The following is a 20,659-nucleotide window of genomic DNA, read 5'->3' on the forward strand; positions in this document are numbered from 1 at the left end:
ACTCCAATTTTATATGTCGAGAGGTGAATTTTTCTATTTGTAATATTTTTTGATAGCATTTGCATCATCGAGGAATTTACACAACTACTCTTAAATAATAACCTTATGAAAATTCAATATATAATTTCAAAATATAGAATTTTGGTTCAAATTTTTATTTGGACTACTATCTTCGGATTTAAAATACAAGCTCAGCAAACCCCCGTAGATCAGAACGGACAACTAAAAGTCTGCGGAACGCAATTATGCAATCAATATAATAACCCAATACAGTTACGCGGTATGAGTACTCACGGGATTCAATGGTATGGTTGGGGAAATTGTTTGACAGAAACCTCTTTGGATGTATTAGCATATGATTGGGAAGCCGATATTCTAAGAATCTCCTTATATGTGCAAGAAGGAGGGTATGAAACGGATCCTACAGAATTTACAAATCAAGTATCTAGATTAATAGAAGAAGCTACAGAACGAGGAATGTATGCCTTGGTAGATTGGCATCAATTAAATCCAGGAGATCCTAATCTAAATCTAGATAATGCAAAACGCTTTTTTACTGATATAGCAAATCAACATAAGAATAAGAATAATATAATTTATGATATCTGTAACGAACCAAATGGAACAGGTGTTACCTGGAATCGAATTAAGAACTATGCAGATCAAATAATCCCTGTAATTAGAAGGGTAGATACAGATGCTGTTGTGCTAGTTGGTACGCACGGATGGTCTACTTTTGGAGTTTCTGGAGAAGGAACTCTTCAGGATATTGTTGATAATCCACTAAGTTTTGATAATGTAATGTATACCTTTCACTTTTATGCAAAAAGTCATAGAGATGCTTATTTAAATATGTTAGAACGAGCTTCAGGATTGTTACCGGTTTTTGTAACAGAGTTTGGTAGTCAGGAGTATACAGGAGATGGTCCCAATGATTTTGCGATGACACAGCAGTTTATTGATTTAATGAGGCAAAAGAAAATTAGTTGGACGAGTTGGAATTTTTCAGATGATTTTAGATCAGGAGCCTCTTGGAAATCTGGAACCTGCTCTGGAGGACCGTGGACCACAGGTAGTCTCAAACCAGCAGGAAATTGGATTAGAGACAAGATTAAATTTCCTGCAGATAATTTCCCTGGAGGTGGTGATCAAGGGAGTGAACAATCTCCATATGGAGGTACAGCCTGGAGCATTCCTGGTAAAGTTGAAGCAGAAAATTATGATTTCGGAGGACAAAATGTAGCATTTAACGACGCTTCTATAGCTAATGAAGGAGGGGTTTTTAGAAACGATGCTGTAGATATTGAGCCCTGTTCTGAAGGAGGATTTAATATCGGCTGGACAAAGTCTAATGAATGGTTAGAATATACCGTTGATGTAACCAACACAGGAGATTATGAAGTAGCATTTAGAGTAGCTGCTATTACATCTGGAAAGCAATTTCATCTAGAAATAAATAATGAAAATATCAGCGGAATCGTAACCGTTCCTAATACTGGAGGATGGCAAAATTGGCAAACCGTATCTACACGGGTTTCTCTTAATCAAGGAAAACAAATACTTCGATTGGTGATGGATAGTGATGACCTAAACATCAATCATATGATTTTTAGTAACCAATCAGGAATTCCTAATGAATCTCCTACGTGTATGATAACTTCTCCTTCTAACAATCAAGAGTTTGAAGAAGGCACCTCAATAACCATTAACGCAACAGCATCAGATAGTGATGGGACAATTTCTAAAGTTGAATTTTATAACGGATCAATAAGATTGGGTGAAGATTTAGTGGCTCCATATCAATATGTAATGACAAACGTTCGTAGAGATATTTTATATACGTTAATAGCAAAGGCTTTTGATAATGAAGGCGCTTCTACGAATTCACAATCTATTGATATTATCATAAATACCTCTGGAGGAGGAGATGGAAGTTGTGATATTCCAATCTATGTTGATGGAAATAGCTATCAAACTGGAGATGTCGTTCAAAATTTTGATAAAAAGTATGAGTGTTTAGTGGCTGGCTGGTGTTCTATTGGAGGACCTTATACTCCTGGAGGCATAGCAGACTGGGCGTGGCCTTCTGCATGGAAAGAATTAGGTGAGTGTAATTTTTTAAGGTCTGATAAGTTTAAAGCATCAAGAATAAGTTGTGATATTCCGCTGTATCAGAATGGTGCTACGTATCAAACAGGCGATGAAGTACAAAACTTCGGTAAAAAATATAAGTGTAAAGTTGGGGGTTGGTGTTCCATTGGCGGAGTCTATACTCCTGGAGGTTCTGATGACTGGGCGTGGCCCAGTGCCTGGGAGGAACTAGGTTCTTGTGATGGAGACATAGAAAATCAATTACCTATTGTTACTATCACAAATCCTATAGAAGGCGCTGAGTATCCATCAGGAGATGAGATTAACATTACCGCAGAAGCATTTGATGAAGATGGCAATATCGAAGAAGTTATCTTTTATATGGATGACATAGAAATTGGGTCTGACAGCATATTTCCGTTTGAGATCTCAATTTCTCCCGTAAACGGAGCGCATCAATTATACGCTAGTGCTACCGATGATCTAGGGGGTAGAACTGTATCCAATACTGTTAATATAACAGTGAAGCAAGATACCGGAGATGATGACTGTAATCTTGCCATTTATGTTGAAGGAAATACCTATCAAACAGGCGACGAAGTGCAGTATTTAGGTAATAAATATAAATGTAAAGTAGGTGGTTGGTGTTCTACAGGAGGTGCCTATATTCCAGAAGAAGGTTGGGCTTGGTCATATGCTTGGGAAGCATTAGGACTTTGTACAGGAACCCCCATAAATCAATCACCACAGGTGACCGTTTTAACCCCAGCCATAGTATATGCTGAAACTTTGCCAGTTACCATTCCATTGTATGTAAAAGCAATTGATCCGGATGGAACTATTGAACAAATTATAGTAGAAGTCGACGGAGAGACTTTACCTCTTACATCAGAAGGAAATGATATATATGTTGCAGACTGGTCTTTTTCAGAATACGGAACATATGCGTATCCAGCAAAAGCAGAAGATAATGAAGGAGCGTCTACGAATTTTAATTTCCAAATTACCATTAAAGAAACAGTATCAGGAGGAGATTTTTTAATTTCAAAAGAGGAATATAATGAGTTCTTCCCATATCGATACGGTACCGATTTAGCTACTTATGAAATAGATCCAGCACTGGACTTTTTTACGTATGAATCATTTATCGAAGCCATAGATCGAATGAGTGCTATAGAAGTAACTTTCGAAAGAAGAAAAGGAACCAACTTGTACAGGCTTACGCGTAGAGATAAAGTAACAAATCAATCTAAAATTATACGCACTGATCAGGATTTTGATGCTGATTGGAATCGGTCAAAACCAATTATTACTCAGGTAGTAGACTATGGTATGTTTGCCAGTGAGGGTGATGATACCACAATTAAAAGAGAATTAGCCGCATTCCTTGCAAACATCTCTCAGGAAACCACAGGAGGATGGGCTACCGCTCCTGGTGGTCCATATTCTTGGGGGTTACATTTTAGAGAAGAACAAGGATATGAAGGTACAGGTAATCTTGGATATCGTGATGAGGGTAATATCAATTATCCTGCAGCTCCTGGTAAATCATATCACGGTCGAGGCCCCATTCAACTTAGTTGGAATTACAACTACGGTCAGGTAAGTGAATTTCTATTTGGAGATAAAAATGTATTATTAAATTCTCCAGAACAAGTATTACAAGATGCCGCTCTTGCTTTCCAAACGGCGATATGGTTTTGGATGACTCCACAATATCCCAAACCTTCTGCACATGATGTTATGGTAGGTAACTGGATACCATCCCCCTATGATCAGGAACGAAACAGGAAGCCTGGTTTTGGGATGACGGTTAATATTATAAATGGTGGATTGGAATGTGGAAGTGGTACAGAAATTCCTAAAGTACTTGGTAGGATAGGATTTTATGAACGTTATACGGGCATATTAAATGTAAATAATGATTTAGATACTACAAATGACTGCTCCGAATGTGGCTGTGCTATGATGCAATCGTATCAAGGATTAGAACCAGAACCAGAGGTAGCATCTATAAGAACTAAGCCAATAGAAGATCAAATAGGATCAAAAATTATTATTTTACCAAATCCATTTAAAGATAAGCTTCAGATAACACTACAGTGTAATCAAAGAACTCAGATTACAGTAAGTATAGTGGATTTTAATGGATATCAGATCATTACAATTCCTGTTAAAAAGATCGAAAAGGGAAATCATCAGATCATTGAGGATGTTTCAGAACTACCTTCGGGAATGTATTTTCTTAGGATAGGAATAGGTGCAGAGATGAAAACCTTTAAAATAATAAAAAAATAATTTGAAGACCTCACGGGATATACTAAAATCAAGTCTGACAATATCTCGCGGGGTTTGATTAAAACAATTTAATATATAAGTTTACAACATTAATAATATCAATGAGTTATATGTGTTAAACGACTAGGTAAACATCAGATTTTTTATCAAAATATTGAAGGCTAAAATAATCTATAAAAGAATTGTGGATATTTCAGAATGGAAATCAGATGTATATTTTATTAAGCTCATCGATTTTCTGGAGTTATCTGAAAATTTGGAGTAAGAAGTCTTAATAAAATATTGAAGTTTGAATAATTATATATACTTATATCGGGTGTGGTAATTTCTTACGACAAAATACTAACAAAGGATATTAGAATTATTGAGTAGTTAATACGAAAACTAAGCGGGGTTTTAAAGTGGGGTTTTTACTAGATATTGATAGTTTTTTTAAAATATTGATTCCTTAACACCTTGAAATCAAGTAGTTAATAAATTGCACAAAAATTAAGATGATTTGTGTGAAGAAAAAGAGCGTGGAGACGCTCTTTTTTGTTTTTATGTTTTTTTCTATCCCTTCTGTGAGGTGAATATAAATTTTGGATTACTTCACCTTGACAAAAACGCTATTAACATTTGTAATAAAATTACTACAAAACAACATATTTATAATGGTAAAATATGTTAAAAAGCATTTTTTTTAGACAAAATACACAATTTTGTTTGGAGAGTTAAAAAATGATTGTATCTTTACACCAGAGTTAATGAGTTAGCGCTTTCATTTTCCCCAAGGTGAAAGCAATTTTAAAAAAGTGAGTTTTAATTTTAGAATAAGCCCCTAAATTAAGATGATTTGTGTGAAGAAAAAGAGCGTGGAGACGCTCTTTTTTATTTTTATATATTTTCCTGTTCACTTATTCAACTTACATAGTTTTATCAAAAAATAAAAAAGTAGGGTGTTTTTGCTTTTGTATGTTTTAGGAGATGTAAAACATAAACTAAAAAGATATAAAAGTAATTATGAAAAAAATCATTTTATTATTTGCAGCAATTTCAACAGTGCTAATCTCCTGTCAATCCGATGATGATGCAGGTCCGTCTGATACACAGGATAAATTTATTGGTGTTTGGAAGATTATACAAGAATTCGAGGATGGAGTAGAAGTAACCCTGGATGCCTGTGATCTTGAAGATACATTGACTGTAACTGATGATCAGAAATTTAGTGGCACTTCACATGATGAGCAAAATGGCACCTGTACATTGCAGGGAACGTTAACCGGTGGTTGGGAAAATCTTGGTAATAATATCTACAAAATTACACCAGATCTACCAGAAGCAGAAGAGATAGAAGCTACTATTACTTTTTCTGGTAATACTATGACGATCGTAACAAACGATGAAGATGGAGAATTGAAGGAGGTACTAACAAGATCTTAAAATTATTTATATACCGAGAAGACTGCAATAATATGCAGTCTTCTAGTTTATATACTAAAAATCAAAACGTAAAACCAAATCTGGAGTAAAACGAAGAGATTCATTGTCAAAACTTTCTATGAAGAAATTGAAGTTTTCATCAACATTTTCACGATATCCCTGACTAATCACATTTTTTCTATTATATAGATTCCTAATAGATACACCTACCATACCTTTCCAATCTTTATCTCTGTCAAGTTTAAAACGATATAAAGCTGAAATATCTAATCGATGATAATCTTTATACCTACTCGAGTTAATTCCTGTAGGATCGGTAATCGTACCATCCAAATCATTATCATCTCTAAATAATTTGGTAAAAGGTCGTCCTGTGGCGTAATTCCAACCCATTGCAAATTCAAAATTATTTACTGTTAGCGTTTGCGAAAAATTGAATACATGTCGTTGATCAAAATTTCCTGGAAAATAAGAATCCTGAACCAGTGGAAATGAACTGATGGTCTTGCTGTAGGAGTATCCTGTCCAGAATCTGTAATTACGAATCCGTTTCTTAAGGAGTATGTCAACCCCAATTCTCTCTTCTTCGCCATAAAAAACAGCGGTATCATCAGTATCTGGTTGTGTCAAATCAAGTATGATATCACTTAATGAAGAAACATCGTTTATCTTTTTATAATACCCTTCTAGATCAAAATTCCAACCTTTATATGTATACAATCCTCCTAAAGTAAATTGCATGCTCTTTAGAACTCGTATAAAAACATTTTCGACATCCAAATCGGGAGAAGAGTTATTCGATAATATCCAGACATTATCAGAAACCGGTAAAGTGGGAAAAGCTCCTCCAATACTGTTATATGTTAGGTAATTATTGAGTTGTTGATTCTTTAATTCTGCAGAAGTGTTTAACGTAAAATTATCCCATAATTGATAAGATGAAAACATTCTAGGTTCTACAAAAAAAGCATTGGCATTACTTAACTGAGATCCTCTTAGTCCTATATTGATAAAGGTTTTGGGAGTTTTATATTTATACTCTGAATAGATTGTATGATTGGTACCGTTTCCGTTTAAAACGATATTATCGTCTAGAAATGCACTTTCAATAATCTCATATTCTGTCCTGTTATAAGTAAACTGATACCCTAGATTGAGGCTATGTTTCTTTGCTATAGGCAGATGAAGTGCATATTCCCCACCAATATCATTAACTTCATTGTTAATAGCTAAACTTTGTTCATTATCTGTATCAGAGACTAAAGGCCTGTTGATATAACTATAGCGTTGATCGTAAGAGGAAAAGTAGAAGTTAATATTTTGTGATATATCATTACGATACTTTTTATCCCAATTGAGGCTAAATCCCGAATTCCGGATTTTAAGAATGTCTTTAATATTGGTTTGCGTAGTGGTTCCTGGGATTTGTAAATTTTTATTGTTGTCCAAACGATTTTCAGCAAAAATCGCACTTAGCTTTATCGTATTGTATTCATTTGGTTTCCAAAGCATTTTGAAGTTGCTATCGGAAAAAGAAAAATCATCTTCTCTAGAAGTTTCCAAAGGTGTTGGGTCTTCATTAGCATCGGGAATATTCGCTCTAGTGTTCTGAAATACTTTCCTTACCAGATTATTATAGGTAATATTTTGATAAATATCGGTGGTAGATCGCCGTCCAGCAAGCATGATTCCCAGTTTGTCAGATAGCGGTAGTTTTAAGTAAACATCTCCGTGGGTAAAATTTAAACCACCACCAACTTGTAGCTTATCAGTAAGATCATTGTCTGATTCAATGACAACAACTCCAGAAATACGATCTCCATAGCGAACACTTGTACCACCTCTGTACACCTGAACATTTTCGGTGATAAAGGGATTAAATGAAGATATTTGATTAAAAAAATGACCACTTTGATACATTTTGATACCATCCCAAAGCACTAGGTTTTGTCCGGGTGTTCCTCCTCTTATATATAACCCTGCAGGATCTTCTGTCGGGCTACTAATGCCTGGTAATAATTGAAGGCTTTGCAATACGTCAGGTTCTACAAGACCTGGTAACACACGCAGTTTTTTAGTTGATATATTTACCGAAGCGTCTTGATTTTTTTGAATTCCTCCAGTTAGATATTCCTTTACTAATACCTGACCTAAACTCTGAATTTCTGGCCGTAAGCTAATAGTATCACAAGATGTTGTAGTTAGTTCTGAAACTTTAATAGTTTTGTTTTGATAACCAAAATATCCTATCGAAATTGAATCCCATGGATGAACTTGTAACTCGAAATTCCCCATGTTGTCCGTAAGGTCAATGGTTTTACTATTTTGAATGATATCTGCTTGTGGTAACTCAAATTTGGAAATAGCATCTATGAGAACTCCGCAGATAGTAATTTTTTTAGTATTTTTTACTAAAATGTAGTCAGTCTCACTTACTTTTTGCAATAGGTAAGAGGTTTGAAGTGCTATAATGTTCTGAAGATTGGTAATAGATAGATGTGTATTCGTAAGCTTCAGTGCTATATCTTCGATAGCTTTTACATCATATGAAAAATTAAACTTTAATTGATCTTCAAAAGTTTCCAGTATAGAAACTAAAGATTGTCTTTCGGTAGTAGTTGGTAAATTTATTTCTTGAGAATAAGAAATAACAGTACAAAAGAGTAGTAGGGCTGGAATAAATCTGGATAATTTCACCTATTTCTTAGTGCTATGTTTTAAAATTTTTAAAGATAACTATTATAAACGATTCCCAAAGGAATCATTACTCTGTATGAAAACAAAAGAGATTAAATAATATTTTAAAAAAAATAAAAAAAAAGTAGGGTGTTTTGATTTTCGTATGTTTTAGGAGTCGTAAAACATAAACGTAAAAAGATAAAAACGACCATGAAAAAAATCATTTTATTATTAGCCGTAATCTCTACAATTGTAATTTCTTGTAAATCCGATGATGATGCTGCTGGACCTGTAGATATGCAAGATCCGTTTGTTGGTACTTGGAAAATAACACAAGAATTCGAAAATGGAGTAGAAGTGATGCAAGAAGCTTGCGATTTAGAAGAAACTATAACTGTCAAAAGCGATATGACATATAGTGGAACCTATTATATGATGGGAGCTTCTAGTTGTGAGGTAGGAGGAACTTATTCCGGGACTTGGGAGAATCTTGGAGACAACAAGTACAAAACTACTTTTGATGATACAGAAGGTGAAGGTACTTTAGAAATTGAAGCAACAGTTACATTTTCAGGAAATACTATGACCATTGTAAGGAATGATGAAGATGGAGAATTTAGACAGGTATTAACCAGAGTGTAAATTACAAAAGAGATAAAAAAGACAATGACTTATTTATAGTTGTTGTCTTTTTTGATTAAAAATTAAATCTCAAAACAAAATCTGGAGTAAAGCGTAAAGATTTATTTTCGAAACCTTGAAGATAAAAGTTGAAATCTTCATCCTGAACATTTCTGAAACCTTGACTAATAGTATTTTTTCGGTTGTAGATGTTTCTCAGTGAAATTCCAATCATTCCATTTGTTTCTTTTGACGTATCAATTTTAAATCTGTAAGTAACAGATGCGTCCAGTCTGTGGTAAGACTTAAATCTACTGGAGTTTATACCTCTGGGGTCGATCACTCCGCCATCGAGATCATTATCATCCCGAATTATTTGTGTAAAAGGTCTGCCGGTTGCGTAATTCCAGCCAAGAGCAAACTCGAAATCCTTTACTTTCAATGTTTGAGAAAAATTGAATGTATGACGTTGATCAAAATTCCCATCAAAATAAGTGCCTTGAACTAGTGGGAAAGAAGATATGGTTTTACTTAAGGAATATCCTGCCCAAAATCTATAGTTCTGAACCCTTTTCTTGATCAATACATCAAAACCTATTCGCTCTTCCTCTCCATAAAATATTAATGAATCATCATCATCAGGCAATGCTAAATCAAGAATTAGATCGGTTAATGAAGATACATCCTTTATTTTTTTATAATATCCCTCTACATCAAAATTCCATCCTTGATAAGTATATAAGCCTCCTAACGTAAATTGCATACTTTTTACCACACGTATAGGAACTTCTTCCAGAAATTCTCCATCGAAATTATTATTAGAAAGAATCCAAATATTATCTGCAACAGGAAGTGATGGAATTGTTCCGAACACACTGTTATATGTATTAAAGTTATTTAATTGTTGGTTTTTTAGCTCTGCAGAGGTATTCAGAGTAAAGTTGTCCAATATTTTATAAGAAGAAAACATACGGGGTTCAAGGAAAAAGGAATTCGTATTACTTAATTGTGATCCTCTTAACCCAATATTTATATATGTTTTAGGAGTTTTATATTTATATTCGGAATATAAGGTATGATTGGTTCCATTTCCATTAATACTAGCACCAAACTCATCTGTTCCAAAATCATCCGATAAAATAGTTGTAGTTTCATATCCCGTTTCATTGTAGGTAAACTGATACCCTAAGTCTATAGATTGTTTTTTAGTAACGGGAAAATGTACTGTATATTCTGCTCCTATATCTTTAACAGTATTATTAATAATTAGGTTTTCCGAAGAATTATTAAATGACCTTACATCAATGTTATTATATCTTTGATCATAAGACGAGAAGTAAAAATTAATATTTTGATAGATGTCAGTTGTATATTTTTTATCCCAATGTAAACTAAGACCAAAGTTTCTAATTTTTAAAACATCTTTTACATCGGCCTCGATATTGGCTGCGGGAACTCTTACGGTTTTATCATTGTCGAGTCTATTTTCTGCAAAGATAGAACTGAGTTTAATCGTATTTTTTTTGTTAGGTTCCCAAAGAAATTTAAAATTACTATCAGAAAAAGAAAAATTATCTGTTCTGGTGCGCCCCTCAGGAGTTTCTTCTTCATCATTGTCAGGAATATTCGATCTGGTATTCTGAAATACTTTTCGAACTAGATTGTTGTAAGCAATATTTTGATAGATATCGGTAGTGGATCTTCTACCTGCAAGCATAAAACCTACTTTTTTTGACAATGGTACTTTAATATATGCATCTACATGAGTAAAATTTAAACCACCTCCAGCTTGAAACTTATCAGTGAGATCATCATCGGATTCTATAGCTACCACTCCAGATATTCTATCACCATACCGAACACTGGTTCCACCTCGATAAACGGTTACGTTTTTAGTAATAAACGGATTAAAAGTAGAGATTTGATTAAAAAAATGACCGTTGTGATACATTTTTATTCCATCCCAAAGCACCAAGTTTTGACCAGGTGTTCCTCCTCTAATATATAGTCCTGCAGGATCCTCTGTAGGACTACTAATTCCAGGTAGTAATTGTAAACTTTGTAATACGTCGGGTTCTACAAGCCCTGGAAGAATTCGAAGTTTTTTAGTAGATATATTAACAGAAGCATCTTGATTTTTTTGAATACCTCCTGTAAGGTATTCTTTAACTAAAACCTGTCCTAAATTTTGAATTTCAGGTTGTAAACGAATAGTATCACAGCTATTAGTAAGATTGGAAACTTTTATAATTTTGTTTTTATATCCAAGGTAAGATATAGAGATGGAGTCCCAAGGATGAAGCTGTAATTCGAAAAAACCTTTGTTATCTGTAAGATCAACAGTTTTATTATATAGAAGTATATCTGCTTGCGGTAGTTCGAATTTAGAAACTGCATCAATAACAACACCACAGACATTTACTATTTTATCATTTTTAACAAGAATAAAATCCGTATCGCTTACTTTTTGAAGCAGATAAGAGGTTTGAGATTCTATTATTTTCTGTAGAGAATCAATGGTAATTAGTTCGCTGTCAACAGATAGTGTTATATCTTTGATAGTATCAGCATCGTAAGAAAAACTGAATTGATACTGATCTTTAAACGCTTCTAAAATTATTCTAAGCGATTGTTTTTCTGAAGAACGTACTACTGTAATTTCTTGAGAATAAATATCAATATGCCAGAAAAAAAATAAAAATAGTATTAGTGATAAAAACCTCACCTGTTTTTTAATTCAATAGTTTTAGAGGATTTAAATATATAATTAATATTCATTGGTTCAAAACAAGTCTTTAATGCGGTATTAAGATCTGTGTGTGTAAAGAAACCAGAAAACAAACGGTTTGTATCTACATCTCCTTTTTCTATAGTAATGTCGTATTGTCTTTCGAGTTCTGCAATAAGTCTGCCTAGCGATACTTGATTAAAAGTACTTTTTTGTTGCATCCATCCAGGCTTAGACTCTTTAATTTCAACCGAATTTAGTGCGCTTTTATCTATAGAAGTAACACCTTTACCAGGAGTTAGTATAGCTTCATTCTTTCCGTTATTTACAGAGACTTTACCTTCATAACATTGTACTTCTATAGTGGTATTTCTAGAATATACATTAAACTCAGTCCCTAATACTTTAATAGCTCCATTTTTAGTTTTTACTGTAAACTGAGATCCTTTGGCAACATCAAAAAATGCTTCCCCATCTAGCGTAATAGACCGATCATTTGTAAAGGAACGGTCATTGTATTCAATAGTAGATTTAGCATTAAGCGTTACTATAGAGTTATCTGGTAATGTCCAGGTTTTTGTTTCTGCAAAATTGGTATTGATCGTTGTAGTATTAAAAAATACGGTTCGTAGACCAATTAACACAAGGAAAACAGCTGCTGCCGCATATAACCAAGGACGTAATTTTATTACTTTAGAACCTTTAGATACGTTCTTTAGATATGTTTGGTTATATTCCTTCTGCTTTTGCAGATTTGCTTCAATATCAAATACAGGACGTTCAAATTTATCAACGCCTTTTAGAATATCCTTATAAGCCAGATATTCTGGAGTATTCTCAAACTCTTTTTTTTCTTTTTCAGAGAGGTCATTAGCCAACCATCTCCCTAAGAAATTATCATCACTTTTATTCATCTAAGAATGTTTTTATATTTTAAATCCTGTTTATAAACAGGTGTCTATTTACATGTCTAAATTTCACTTCTTTACTATATAAGTGGAACTTTAAATTTTCCCTATTTTTTTTCTTAACGTTACCAAGGCTAAATGCATTCTTTTTTCTACTGCTTTTACCGAAATTCCTAGCATTTCAGCAATTTCTTTGTAGGTTTTCTTTTCGATTCTATTCAAAAGAAAAACTTCTCTTTGTCCTTCTTTTAATGCGCTAATTGCTTGGTTTAACTTGTCCATGAATTCCTTTTCTTCCATCTGAAACTCAGGAGACTCATTGGTATATGTTTTTTGTGGTGTCGATTTGTATTTTAAGACGGTTTTTTGATGTATGGCTTCATTTATAGAGGCGTTATTAGCTATCTTATAAAGAAAACTCTTAGCAGCACCAAAAATAATTTTGGAACAATTCATCCATAGTTTGGCAAAACTATCTTGTACTATATCCTGAGCTTTTTCCATATCACCATATTTGTAATAAAGATAATAGCATATCTTTTCTGCATGTTCTCTATATAATTGATCGTATACGCTTTCATCACATACACTTACTTGCTGTTCAGGCATTTTTATTTTGTTTAGTTGGCATAAGTTAATAGATTATTTAATATTCAGGTAGTAAATAGTTATAATAATCAATCTACCTGTTCTAATACTCTACATCTTATTCTAAAGGTTTGTTGGTTTAACGTAAAAAATATTCATTTGCTATTGTGGTCAGATTATAATAGAATGGTTTCGGTTATATATTTTTAATTTCCACTCTGTAATATCTTAAAATTCACAACCCTAAAACAAAATAGAATACATATACCCTACCAAAAAAATGATTTTATTTAAATATTTTTTAAAATGAAAGAAAAAACTTACAAAATAACATATTTATGATAGTTAAATATGTTAAAAAGCATTTTTTTTAGATAAAATACACAATTTTGTTTGGAGAATTAAAAAATGATTGTATCTTTACACCAGAGTTAATGAGTTAGCGCTTTCATTTTCCCCAAGGTGAAAGCAATTTTAAAAAAGTGAGTTTTAATTTTAGAATAAGCCCCTAAATTAAGATGATTTGTGTGAAGAAAAAGAGCGTGGAGACGCTCTTTTTTGTTTTTTATAATTTGAAAAATAAATTGATATACCATCGCCATATAAATAAAATGTGCAGATAATACATATCCGCACATTTTTTTAATTACTTATTCGTAGAGAATATATCCTTCAGCTGTCTTAAGACTCCGTCATTTCCAGAAACTGTAATTTCACCAATTTTATCAGCGATTTTCTCTACATACTCCATTTCTTTTAGTTTGTAGAGCATAGTGTTTTCTTCCATAAGTTTTGCTGTATTTAGCAGACTTCTGGTTGATGCAGTTTCTTCGCGTCGAGTAATAGTATTAGCTTGAGCTTTCTTTTGCGCTATCAAAACCTGGTTCATGATTTCTTTCATCTCACCAGTAAGAATGATATCTCTGATACCACAATTCAATACTTTTACACCTAGTTTATTTGCTTGGTTTTTAGTAGATTCTAATATAGCAGTAGCCATATTTTCCTTACGTTCCAGCAATTCATCTAAGGTATAATTTCCTACGAAAGCTCTTAGTGCTAATTGCATCGCGATATATAATTGTCTCGAATAGTCTTTATTATCCAATAATGCTTTTTCTATATCTACCACTTTATACTGGACATCGAAATTAATACGAATAGCAGCTTTATCCTTAGTTAGTAGTTCCTGACCAGCTACTTCCAGTTGTAGTTGGCGTAGATCTACCTTCGCAATTTTAATAGTAGTGTCATTTTTCCAAAAACGATACGTACCACTATCTAATGTTTTGCTATATACGTCATCGACTATAAGTACTGCTTTTTCGTAAGCAGCTACTTCAAACGTTCTGATATAGTTTCTTAAAGCATAATTGCTAAACAATGACTTTTCAATTTTTTCAGTAATATAGATTTTGCTAAGATCTACTCTTGTAAATTCATAGGTTAATAGACCTTTCCACAGTGTATATCTTCCTGCAGGGAATACACTTTTGAAGTTTCCATTTTCATATACTAAAACAATCTCGTTATCTTTTACTTCAATCACATGTAGCATATCTTCCAATGTTTTATCTTTCAATAAGATTTCTAGTGCTACAGGAGCTGTAAATGGCTTGGAAAGATCGTATACAGTAATACGTTCATTCCATCCTAACCAATGTGTTCCTTGCGTAATTACACGATTGTAGTCACCTTTTCTGAAAACCAAGCCTATTGTACCAGCATTGATTCGTACTCGTTTCATTTTCTTAATTTTTGCGTCTGTAACTATACAGACAGATTTAACATTAATTGGATGATAACCCTGTAACGGAGGTATTATCGATTTCAGTTTATTTTATAAAAACAGTGAAAGCAAATCATCTTTCCAATACGGAAATTATAGGATGCTATATTATTGATAAATAGTTTTTAGTATCGAAATAGAAGACTAGATATTCTAAATTATATCATCACCTAATATTTGGATTCAAAAAAGTACCCATGTTTAATGATAACATGGCTAAAATCTCAAAGTACTTTTAAGATTGTTTTTATAGCAAGAGTACTATAAAAACAGATCTGCCATCACGGTTCTTGTCAATCAGTTTTACAAGATGATTAGCTTTTATCCTACATTATGAGTGTAGTGCTCTACCTAACTGAGCTACGAAACCTAAGTTGGTGGTCTCGACGGGATTCGAACCCGTGCAACGTAAAAGGCATTTTCAGTGCCTTGTTCGCTAGATCTCTAATCTAGTGCGTTTACCAATTCCGCCATATCTCTTGGAGATAGTGGGACTCGAACCCACATGAACAAAAAATCTATCGCTCTATCCACTAAGCTACGGGACCATGTTTAATATGATATAGTGGTCCCGGTGGGATTCGAACCCACGATCTATAGAAAGACTATTATTTGGTTAATAGCCAAACCTTCAAATCAAGTTGCATATGAAGCAATCATACAAAAACTGCAATTCTTCATACAGTAGTGCTATACAGAAACACTCAACAAGACCTGATTGATACTGTCATTCCAGCGAAGGCTGGAATCTTATTAATCAATTACGCTTTTCGGCTTTATTTTTATCAAAAGCCCTGCTATTTTTCATCCTCACTTTATAGCAGGGCACAACTTCAAACCCCAATTGTTTCCCCCATGTAAAAGGGTTTGTTTTAATTACTATGCAAATGTGTAATGTATTAGCGCAATGTATTTGCGTAGTAATTATTTATTTGTAAAAAATTCGATTTCTATTATTCTTAATAGGATAATCGGTTTCATAAAACAGTGTTGTTGTTATATTATTGATATAATTAATGAACAACTTATTAAGTAAGTTGTTGTTGGTTTGTTTTATGGTAGTTGCTAGTTGTGTTTTCATGATTTTAGATTTTTAAAAATATCTCATGGATTATATAATGTTTCATATTCGCGATCACGTCTGTCAATTTCTCCCAAAGGGCTTCCTTTAAAAGTGGAAATGTTGCGAAATCCATTTTCTTTGGAGATTAAAGAATCTTCCTTTTTAATGGCACCTCTTCTGGTGTTTCCGTAATCACCAGTAAGTTTTTTTGTTGCAGGATCCAGATCACCCCAAAGTTTATCTGGTTTACCATGATCTATTGGTTCTACGAAATAGGTAATACCAGTAATTTTGGATTGAACTATGAATCTGCCTGTGTCTTCAGTTTTGCATAAAAACCTTTGTAATAATTTATTTTTCATAGTTGTAAAATTTAATTGTTAGTGGAACAGACAGGAATCGAACCTGTATCTTCGGATCTTCAATCCGTTGCATTGACCAACTTTGCTACTATTCCTTTTTTGGGTGTACTCCGGGACTCGAACCCTGTTCCTCTCATTCACAGTGAGATGCTTTACCTGATAAGCTAGAGACACCATATATACGATTGTTTGATTTTCAGGATATTGATAATAAATCTTTATATTAGGCTATACATTCGAAAACAACCTAAATGGATAACATTTCAACTATTATATTGGCAGCATCCCTAATCATTATTATGCTGGGGATGGGATTATCTTTAGTTATATCTGATTTCAAAAGGATATTGATCTACCCCAAGGCTATTTTAGTTGGGCTTATAAATCAACTTATTATTTTACCTTTAGTAGGTTTTACTTTGGTATCTATACTATCGCTAGAACCAGAAATTGCAATTGGGATTATGATATTAGCTGCTTGTCCGGGTGGAGCAACTTCTAATTTGATCTCTCATTTGGCACATGGTGATACTGCATTATCTGTTACACTTACTGCTTTTAGTAGTTTGATTACTATTATTACCATACCCTTTATTGTCAATTTTTCATTACTTCATTTTTTGTCTGAGAATCAAACAATCCAACTGAATGTTGTAGAAACAATTATTCAAATTTTTGTGATTATCATTATACCAGTTGTAGTAGGGATGATAATCAGAAAATATAATGAGGTTTTCGCTCTTAAAATGGCAAAACCAGTAAGAATTGCTTCAGCTGTTGTATTAGCCTTGGTGATTGTTGGTATTTTGGTAAAAGAAAAAGATAATTTCCTTTCTTATTTACAAGAAGCAGGCTTTGTGGCCTTTTTATTAAATATTCTCACAATGGCTATTGGATATTATTCCGCTAAGCTTTTCAAAGTTCATCATAAAGGTGCTATTTCCATAGGAATTGAGTCTGGTATTCAAAATGGAACTCTTGCGATATCAATTGCCATTGCTATACTACATAATACTTCGTATGCAATTGCTCCAGCTGTCTATAGTTTATTAATGTTCTTTACTGGTGGATTAGCAATTTTTTTAGGGATTAGAGGTAATAAATAAAAATACTTCATATTTACACTAAGAATAGATGTAAACTTAACTTGGACAGTACACTCTCAAAACCTTAAATCTTGGTAGAGAGTGACTGCCAGTTCCACTATTCTAGAGTTATTTCAAAGGCATTGGGAATCGAACCCAAGACTCCCGCGATATGGCCGCGGTACTCTACCACTGAGTTATACCTTAGTTTGATGACCCGAAAGGATTCGAACCTTTACACCAAGAGTCAAAGTCTTGGATGCTACCTTTACATCACAGGTCAGTTTGTAAGTTCAATAGGACTTGAACCTATACTTCAAGGGTCGTAACCTTGGGTGCTTCCATTTACACCATGAGACTAAATTTGTACTCCACCTTGGATTCGAACCAAGACTGAACCGGGCTTAAACCGGATGCCTCTGCCATTTGGGCTAGCGGAGCGTTTGTACAGGAAGAGAGATTCGAACTCTCAGGATCTTGATTCTAAGTCAAGCGCGTATGCCATTCCGCCATTCCTGCATTAAAATTGTACTCTGTAGGAGAATCGAACTCCTATTTCCTCATAGAAAGTGAGGTGTACTAAACCATTATACGAACAGAGCAGTTTGTCTAGAGAGTAGGACTCGAACCTACAACCTCCCGCGTCCAAGGCGGGTAAACTACCATTGTTATATCTCTAGAATAAAAGCGGAAGAAGTAGGAGTCGAACCCAAACAAGTCATTAGCTCCTAACAGTTTTATTCACATCAGTTTTATCTGTTTAAGAGTTGATCTGTTCGCCTGCCCGGCTCGGGTCAAGACTGCGGCCACCGCCAATTGGCTTGCTCTTCCATAGTTTTATTGTCAATGAGAAATGATTGACAACATTTGTTGAATAAAGTCCAATTCCTTCATTCTTTATTGCAGTACCGACGGGATTCGAACCCGCAACCTTCCGAGAGACAGTCGGATGCACTAGCCGTTGTGCTACGATACTATAAATTCCCTTGGAAAAGAGGGGGTATTTTAAACGAATTCACATTGAATTTTGCGTGCTCACCAGGATTTGAACCCAGACTAAAGGTGTTGGAGACCTTCGTGCTACCTTTACACTAAAAGCGCATGCATGAGTTAGTGGAAGTAGTAGGACTCGAACCTACAAGCTCCGAAGAGACCAGATTTACAGTCTGGGGAGCCAACCAATTGCTCAATACTTCCAGATATTAGAGACAAGAACAGGATTCGAACCTGTAAAAAACGGAGTTGCAGTCCGTAGCCTTAACCCTTCAGCCATCTTGTCTTTTGCGATACCAGTGACTCGAACTTACATCTCGAGAGTTAACAACACTATAAATAAGTGACCATTACCCTACAGTATCAATGTTGCGGAGGACAAAGGAATTGAACCTTCACTGCAATTATGCAGACCTGTTTAGCAGACAGGCGCAACAAACCAATATTTGCCTATCCTCCATAGCGGAAGAAGTGGGAGTCGAACCCACACGAGTCATTTGCTCCTAACAGTTTTATTCACATCAGTTTTATCTGTTTAAGAGTTCATCTGTTCGCCTGCCCGGCTCGGGTCAAGACTGCGGCCACCGCCAATTGGCTTGCTCTTCCTTATCATTATAGTTGACACAGAGGGACTTGAACCCACATCACCTCGATTAAAAGTCGAGTGCTTTTCCAATTAAGCTACGTGTCAATTTTGGTTTTCAGTATGTCAATGAACTATTAGAATAAAAAAAGGCGCCTGATTCAGGCGCCTTTTATATATCTTGATGGTATGTCGAATTATGTTCGCATACACTTCTTTTCTATATAATAGACACCACTACTATTCCAATCGGAACAATATCCTCTTCGTTCACTAAAGAGTTGGATTAAACTATGTTTTAAATTATTCGGTATCATTTCTTAATTTTTATATTCTTGTAAATAGGTAATCGCTTCGTTGTTTCGTTATGATTACGGTGCAAAGATCAAAACTTTTTTTTAATCTCCAAATATTTTTTCAATTTATTTTATTGATTATCAGTCAGTTATGTTAAAATTTAAGCATAAGAATACCTGTTCGTTTCTCAACGAATTTTGGATTTTTTGGCAACTGTCTGTCTCCCTGATGCTTACTTTCCAAATGCTATTCTTTATGTCTTAATTAAGCTCTATTCATTTTTTCTAAAAAATTTCAATAAAAAAAGCGCCCAATTTCTTGGACGCTTGTGGTTTTATATAGTTTTTATTTAAATCACTTCATATATAAGGATTAAAATTAGCTACACAACGTCCGTTTTCGATGGGATAACTCTCCTATCCATCGATAATCACATTGACTAAACAGTGATCTCGGCGTAATATGTGCTTTGTTTTTCATCATTTCTATCACAAATATTATATAATCTTGTGAGATAATCCAAATTTTACTTGCATTTTTCAGACTTATGAGTATTATTTTTTCTGAATTTATTCTCTATATTACCAAAATATATACGAAAATCTATTTATTCTCTTATAAATGACAGTTCAAGATTTTATTAATTGGTTCGGTAACCATCCTAATATAGTATTAGGATATTTTGCGATAGTGATCATAATTTCTCTAATAGGTTTACTCTTTGTAAAACCCTCAAACTTCAAAGCCCCTATTAATTATTTTTATGGGGTTCTTATTTACGCAGTTACCATTCCTGGATTATTAGCATTAATTTTACTTCTCTATAGTTTTTTCTTTCTAAAAACGAATCTACTTCAGTTAGATTTGGTTACGTATTTTGTTCCTTTAATCGGAATGATAGCTAGTTTAATAATCATTAATAAAACGGTAGCCATGTCTCAGATACCAGGCTTTGGCAAATTGTCTGGACTTTTTATGTTGATCATGATAACCTTTGTGATCACCTACATATTACAAAGAATGTTTTTCGGAGTTTTCTTTGTCGGTAGATTCCAGTATTTAATAGGATTCTTCTTGTTATTATTAATAGGTATAAAAATTGCTTGGGATCGTATTGTAAGATAGCAGATGCTGTAATAACTGTAACATTTT

At 33.9% G+C, this 20,659-nt stretch carries 12 protein-coding genes and 16 tRNA genes; 5 read left to right on the forward strand and 23 right to left on the reverse strand.

The genetic code is table 11. The annotated features are described in order from the left end of the window. Positions 1-105 precede the first annotated feature (105 nt). Both ACWNT5_RS22290 and ACWNT5_RS22295 read left to right on the forward strand, forming a co-directional pair. On the forward strand, positions 106-4,389 hold the full coding sequence (locus ACWNT5_RS22290) for a glycoside hydrolase family 19 protein (protein ID WP_456518618.1): 4,284 nt from the start codon (positions 106-108) through the stop codon (positions 4,387-4,389). A gap of 1,002 nt (positions 4,390-5,391) precedes the next feature. Then, positions 5,392-5,811: a lipocalin-like domain-containing protein gene (locus ACWNT5_RS22295; protein WP_299606211.1), complete on the forward strand. Its 420-nt coding sequence runs from the start codon at positions 5,392-5,394 to the stop codon at positions 5,809-5,811. A gap of 54 nt (positions 5,812-5,865) precedes the next feature. Here the strand turns inward: ACWNT5_RS22295 and ACWNT5_RS22300 are convergent, their stop codons facing one another. Then, positions 5,866-8,508 (reverse strand): TonB-dependent receptor plug domain-containing protein, encoded by a 2,643-nt coding sequence (locus ACWNT5_RS22300; protein WP_456518619.1) that lies wholly within the window; start codon positions 8,506-8,508, stop codon positions 5,866-5,868. Between the two features lie 192 nt (positions 8,509-8,700). Here ACWNT5_RS22300 and ACWNT5_RS22305 point away from each other — a divergent pair, with 192 nt between their 5' ends. Continuing rightward, positions 8,701-9,132 carry a lipocalin-like domain-containing protein gene (locus ACWNT5_RS22305; protein ID WP_299606216.1) on the forward strand — a complete coding sequence of 144 codons (432 nt, stop codon included), beginning with the start codon at positions 8,701-8,703 and terminating at the stop codon, positions 9,130-9,132. 55 nt (positions 9,133-9,187) lie between these two features. On the opposite strand, the gene ACWNT5_RS22310 is transcribed toward ACWNT5_RS22305, so the two are convergent. The 11 genes from ACWNT5_RS22310 to ACWNT5_RS22360 form a co-directional block, all read right to left on the reverse strand. After that, positions 9,188-11,836, reverse strand: coding sequence for a TonB-dependent receptor (locus ACWNT5_RS22310; protein WP_456518620.1), 2,649 nt, complete (start codon positions 11,834-11,836; stop codon positions 9,188-9,190). Then, positions 11,833-12,753, reverse strand: coding sequence for a FecR family protein (locus tag ACWNT5_RS22315; protein ID WP_299606221.1), 921 nt, complete (start codon positions 12,751-12,753; stop codon positions 11,833-11,835). The genes ACWNT5_RS22310 and ACWNT5_RS22315 overlap by 4 nt, the downstream gene beginning before the upstream one ends. A 90-nt stretch (positions 12,754-12,843) precedes the next feature. Beyond that, positions 12,844-13,356: an RNA polymerase sigma factor gene (locus ACWNT5_RS22320; protein ID WP_299606224.1), complete on the reverse strand. Its 513-nt coding sequence runs from the start codon at positions 13,354-13,356 to the stop codon at positions 12,844-12,846. A 625-nt stretch (positions 13,357-13,981) separates the two neighbouring features. Beyond that, positions 13,982-15,082, reverse strand: coding sequence for a slipin family protein (locus ACWNT5_RS22325; RefSeq protein ID WP_456518621.1), 1,101 nt, complete (start codon positions 15,080-15,082; stop codon positions 13,982-13,984). 417 nt (positions 15,083-15,499) lie between these two features. Then, a tRNA-Ser gene (locus ACWNT5_RS22330) sits at positions 15,500-15,596 on the reverse strand. Between the two features lie 8 nt (positions 15,597-15,604). Next, a tRNA-OTHER gene (locus ACWNT5_RS22335) sits at positions 15,605-15,666 on the reverse strand. 24 nt (positions 15,667-15,690) lie between these two features. Beyond that, positions 15,691-15,778 (reverse strand) — tRNA-Asn (locus tag ACWNT5_RS22340). 274 nt (positions 15,779-16,052) lie between these two features. Then, positions 16,053-16,205: a hypothetical protein gene (locus ACWNT5_RS22345; RefSeq protein WP_456518622.1), complete on the reverse strand. Its 153-nt coding sequence runs from the start codon at positions 16,203-16,205 to the stop codon at positions 16,053-16,055. Positions 16,206-16,228: 23 nt separating this feature from the next. Further along, entirely contained in the window at positions 16,229-16,549 is a 321-nt protein-coding gene (locus tag ACWNT5_RS22350) for a hypothetical protein (RefSeq protein ID WP_299606265.1), read from the reverse strand. A gap of 22 nt (positions 16,550-16,571) precedes the next feature. After that, positions 16,572-16,644, reverse strand: a tRNA-Phe gene (locus tag ACWNT5_RS22355). 6 nt (positions 16,645-16,650) lie between these two features. Then, positions 16,651-16,724: transfer RNA gene (locus ACWNT5_RS22360), tRNA-His, on the reverse strand. Positions 16,725-16,800: 76 nt separating this feature from the next. Here ACWNT5_RS22360 and ACWNT5_RS22365 point away from each other — a divergent pair. Further along, complete coding sequence (locus tag ACWNT5_RS22365; RefSeq protein ID WP_456518623.1) at positions 16,801-17,655, forward strand: bile acid:sodium symporter family protein; 855 nt, start codon at positions 16,801-16,803, stop codon at positions 17,653-17,655. Positions 17,656-17,769: 114 nt separating this feature from the next. Here the strand turns inward: ACWNT5_RS22365 and ACWNT5_RS22370 are convergent. From ACWNT5_RS22370 to ACWNT5_RS22420, 11 genes are all read right to left on the reverse strand, one after another. Further along, positions 17,770-17,841: transfer RNA gene (locus tag ACWNT5_RS22370), tRNA-Met, on the reverse strand. 5 nt (positions 17,842-17,846) lie between these two features. Beyond that, a tRNA-Gln gene (locus ACWNT5_RS22375) sits at positions 17,847-17,917 on the reverse strand. A 163-nt stretch (positions 17,918-18,080) separates the two neighbouring features. Then, positions 18,081-18,153 (reverse strand) — tRNA-Leu (locus tag ACWNT5_RS22380). An 89-nt stretch (positions 18,154-18,242) separates the two neighbouring features. Beyond that, positions 18,243-18,314: transfer RNA gene (locus ACWNT5_RS22385), tRNA-Pro, on the reverse strand. A 223-nt stretch (positions 18,315-18,537) separates the two neighbouring features. Next, a tRNA-Asp gene (locus tag ACWNT5_RS22390) sits at positions 18,538-18,610 on the reverse strand. 54 nt (positions 18,611-18,664) lie between these two features. Then, a tRNA-Trp gene (locus ACWNT5_RS22395) sits at positions 18,665-18,735 on the reverse strand. Positions 18,736-18,748: 13 nt separating this feature from the next. Continuing rightward, positions 18,749-18,831 (reverse strand) — tRNA-Tyr (locus ACWNT5_RS22400). A 9-nt stretch (positions 18,832-18,840) separates the two neighbouring features. Further along, positions 18,841-18,913, reverse strand: a tRNA-Cys gene (locus ACWNT5_RS22405). 86 nt (positions 18,914-18,999) lie between these two features. After that, a tRNA-Ser gene (locus ACWNT5_RS22410) sits at positions 19,000-19,086 on the reverse strand. Positions 19,087-19,090: 4 nt separating this feature from the next. After that, positions 19,091-19,233 (reverse strand) — tRNA-OTHER (locus ACWNT5_RS22415). Positions 19,234-19,245: 12 nt separating this feature from the next. After that, positions 19,246-19,318, reverse strand: a tRNA-Lys gene (locus tag ACWNT5_RS22420). 810 nt (positions 19,319-20,128) lie between these two features. Here ACWNT5_RS22420 and ACWNT5_RS22425 point away from each other — a divergent pair. Continuing rightward, a complete protein-coding gene (locus tag ACWNT5_RS22425) occupies positions 20,129-20,632 on the forward strand; it encodes a hypothetical protein (RefSeq protein WP_299606270.1) in 504 nt (167 codons plus the stop codon). Positions 20,633-20,659: the final 27 nt, after the last annotated feature.

Source organism: Aquimarina sp. 433 (assembly GCF_054054605.1).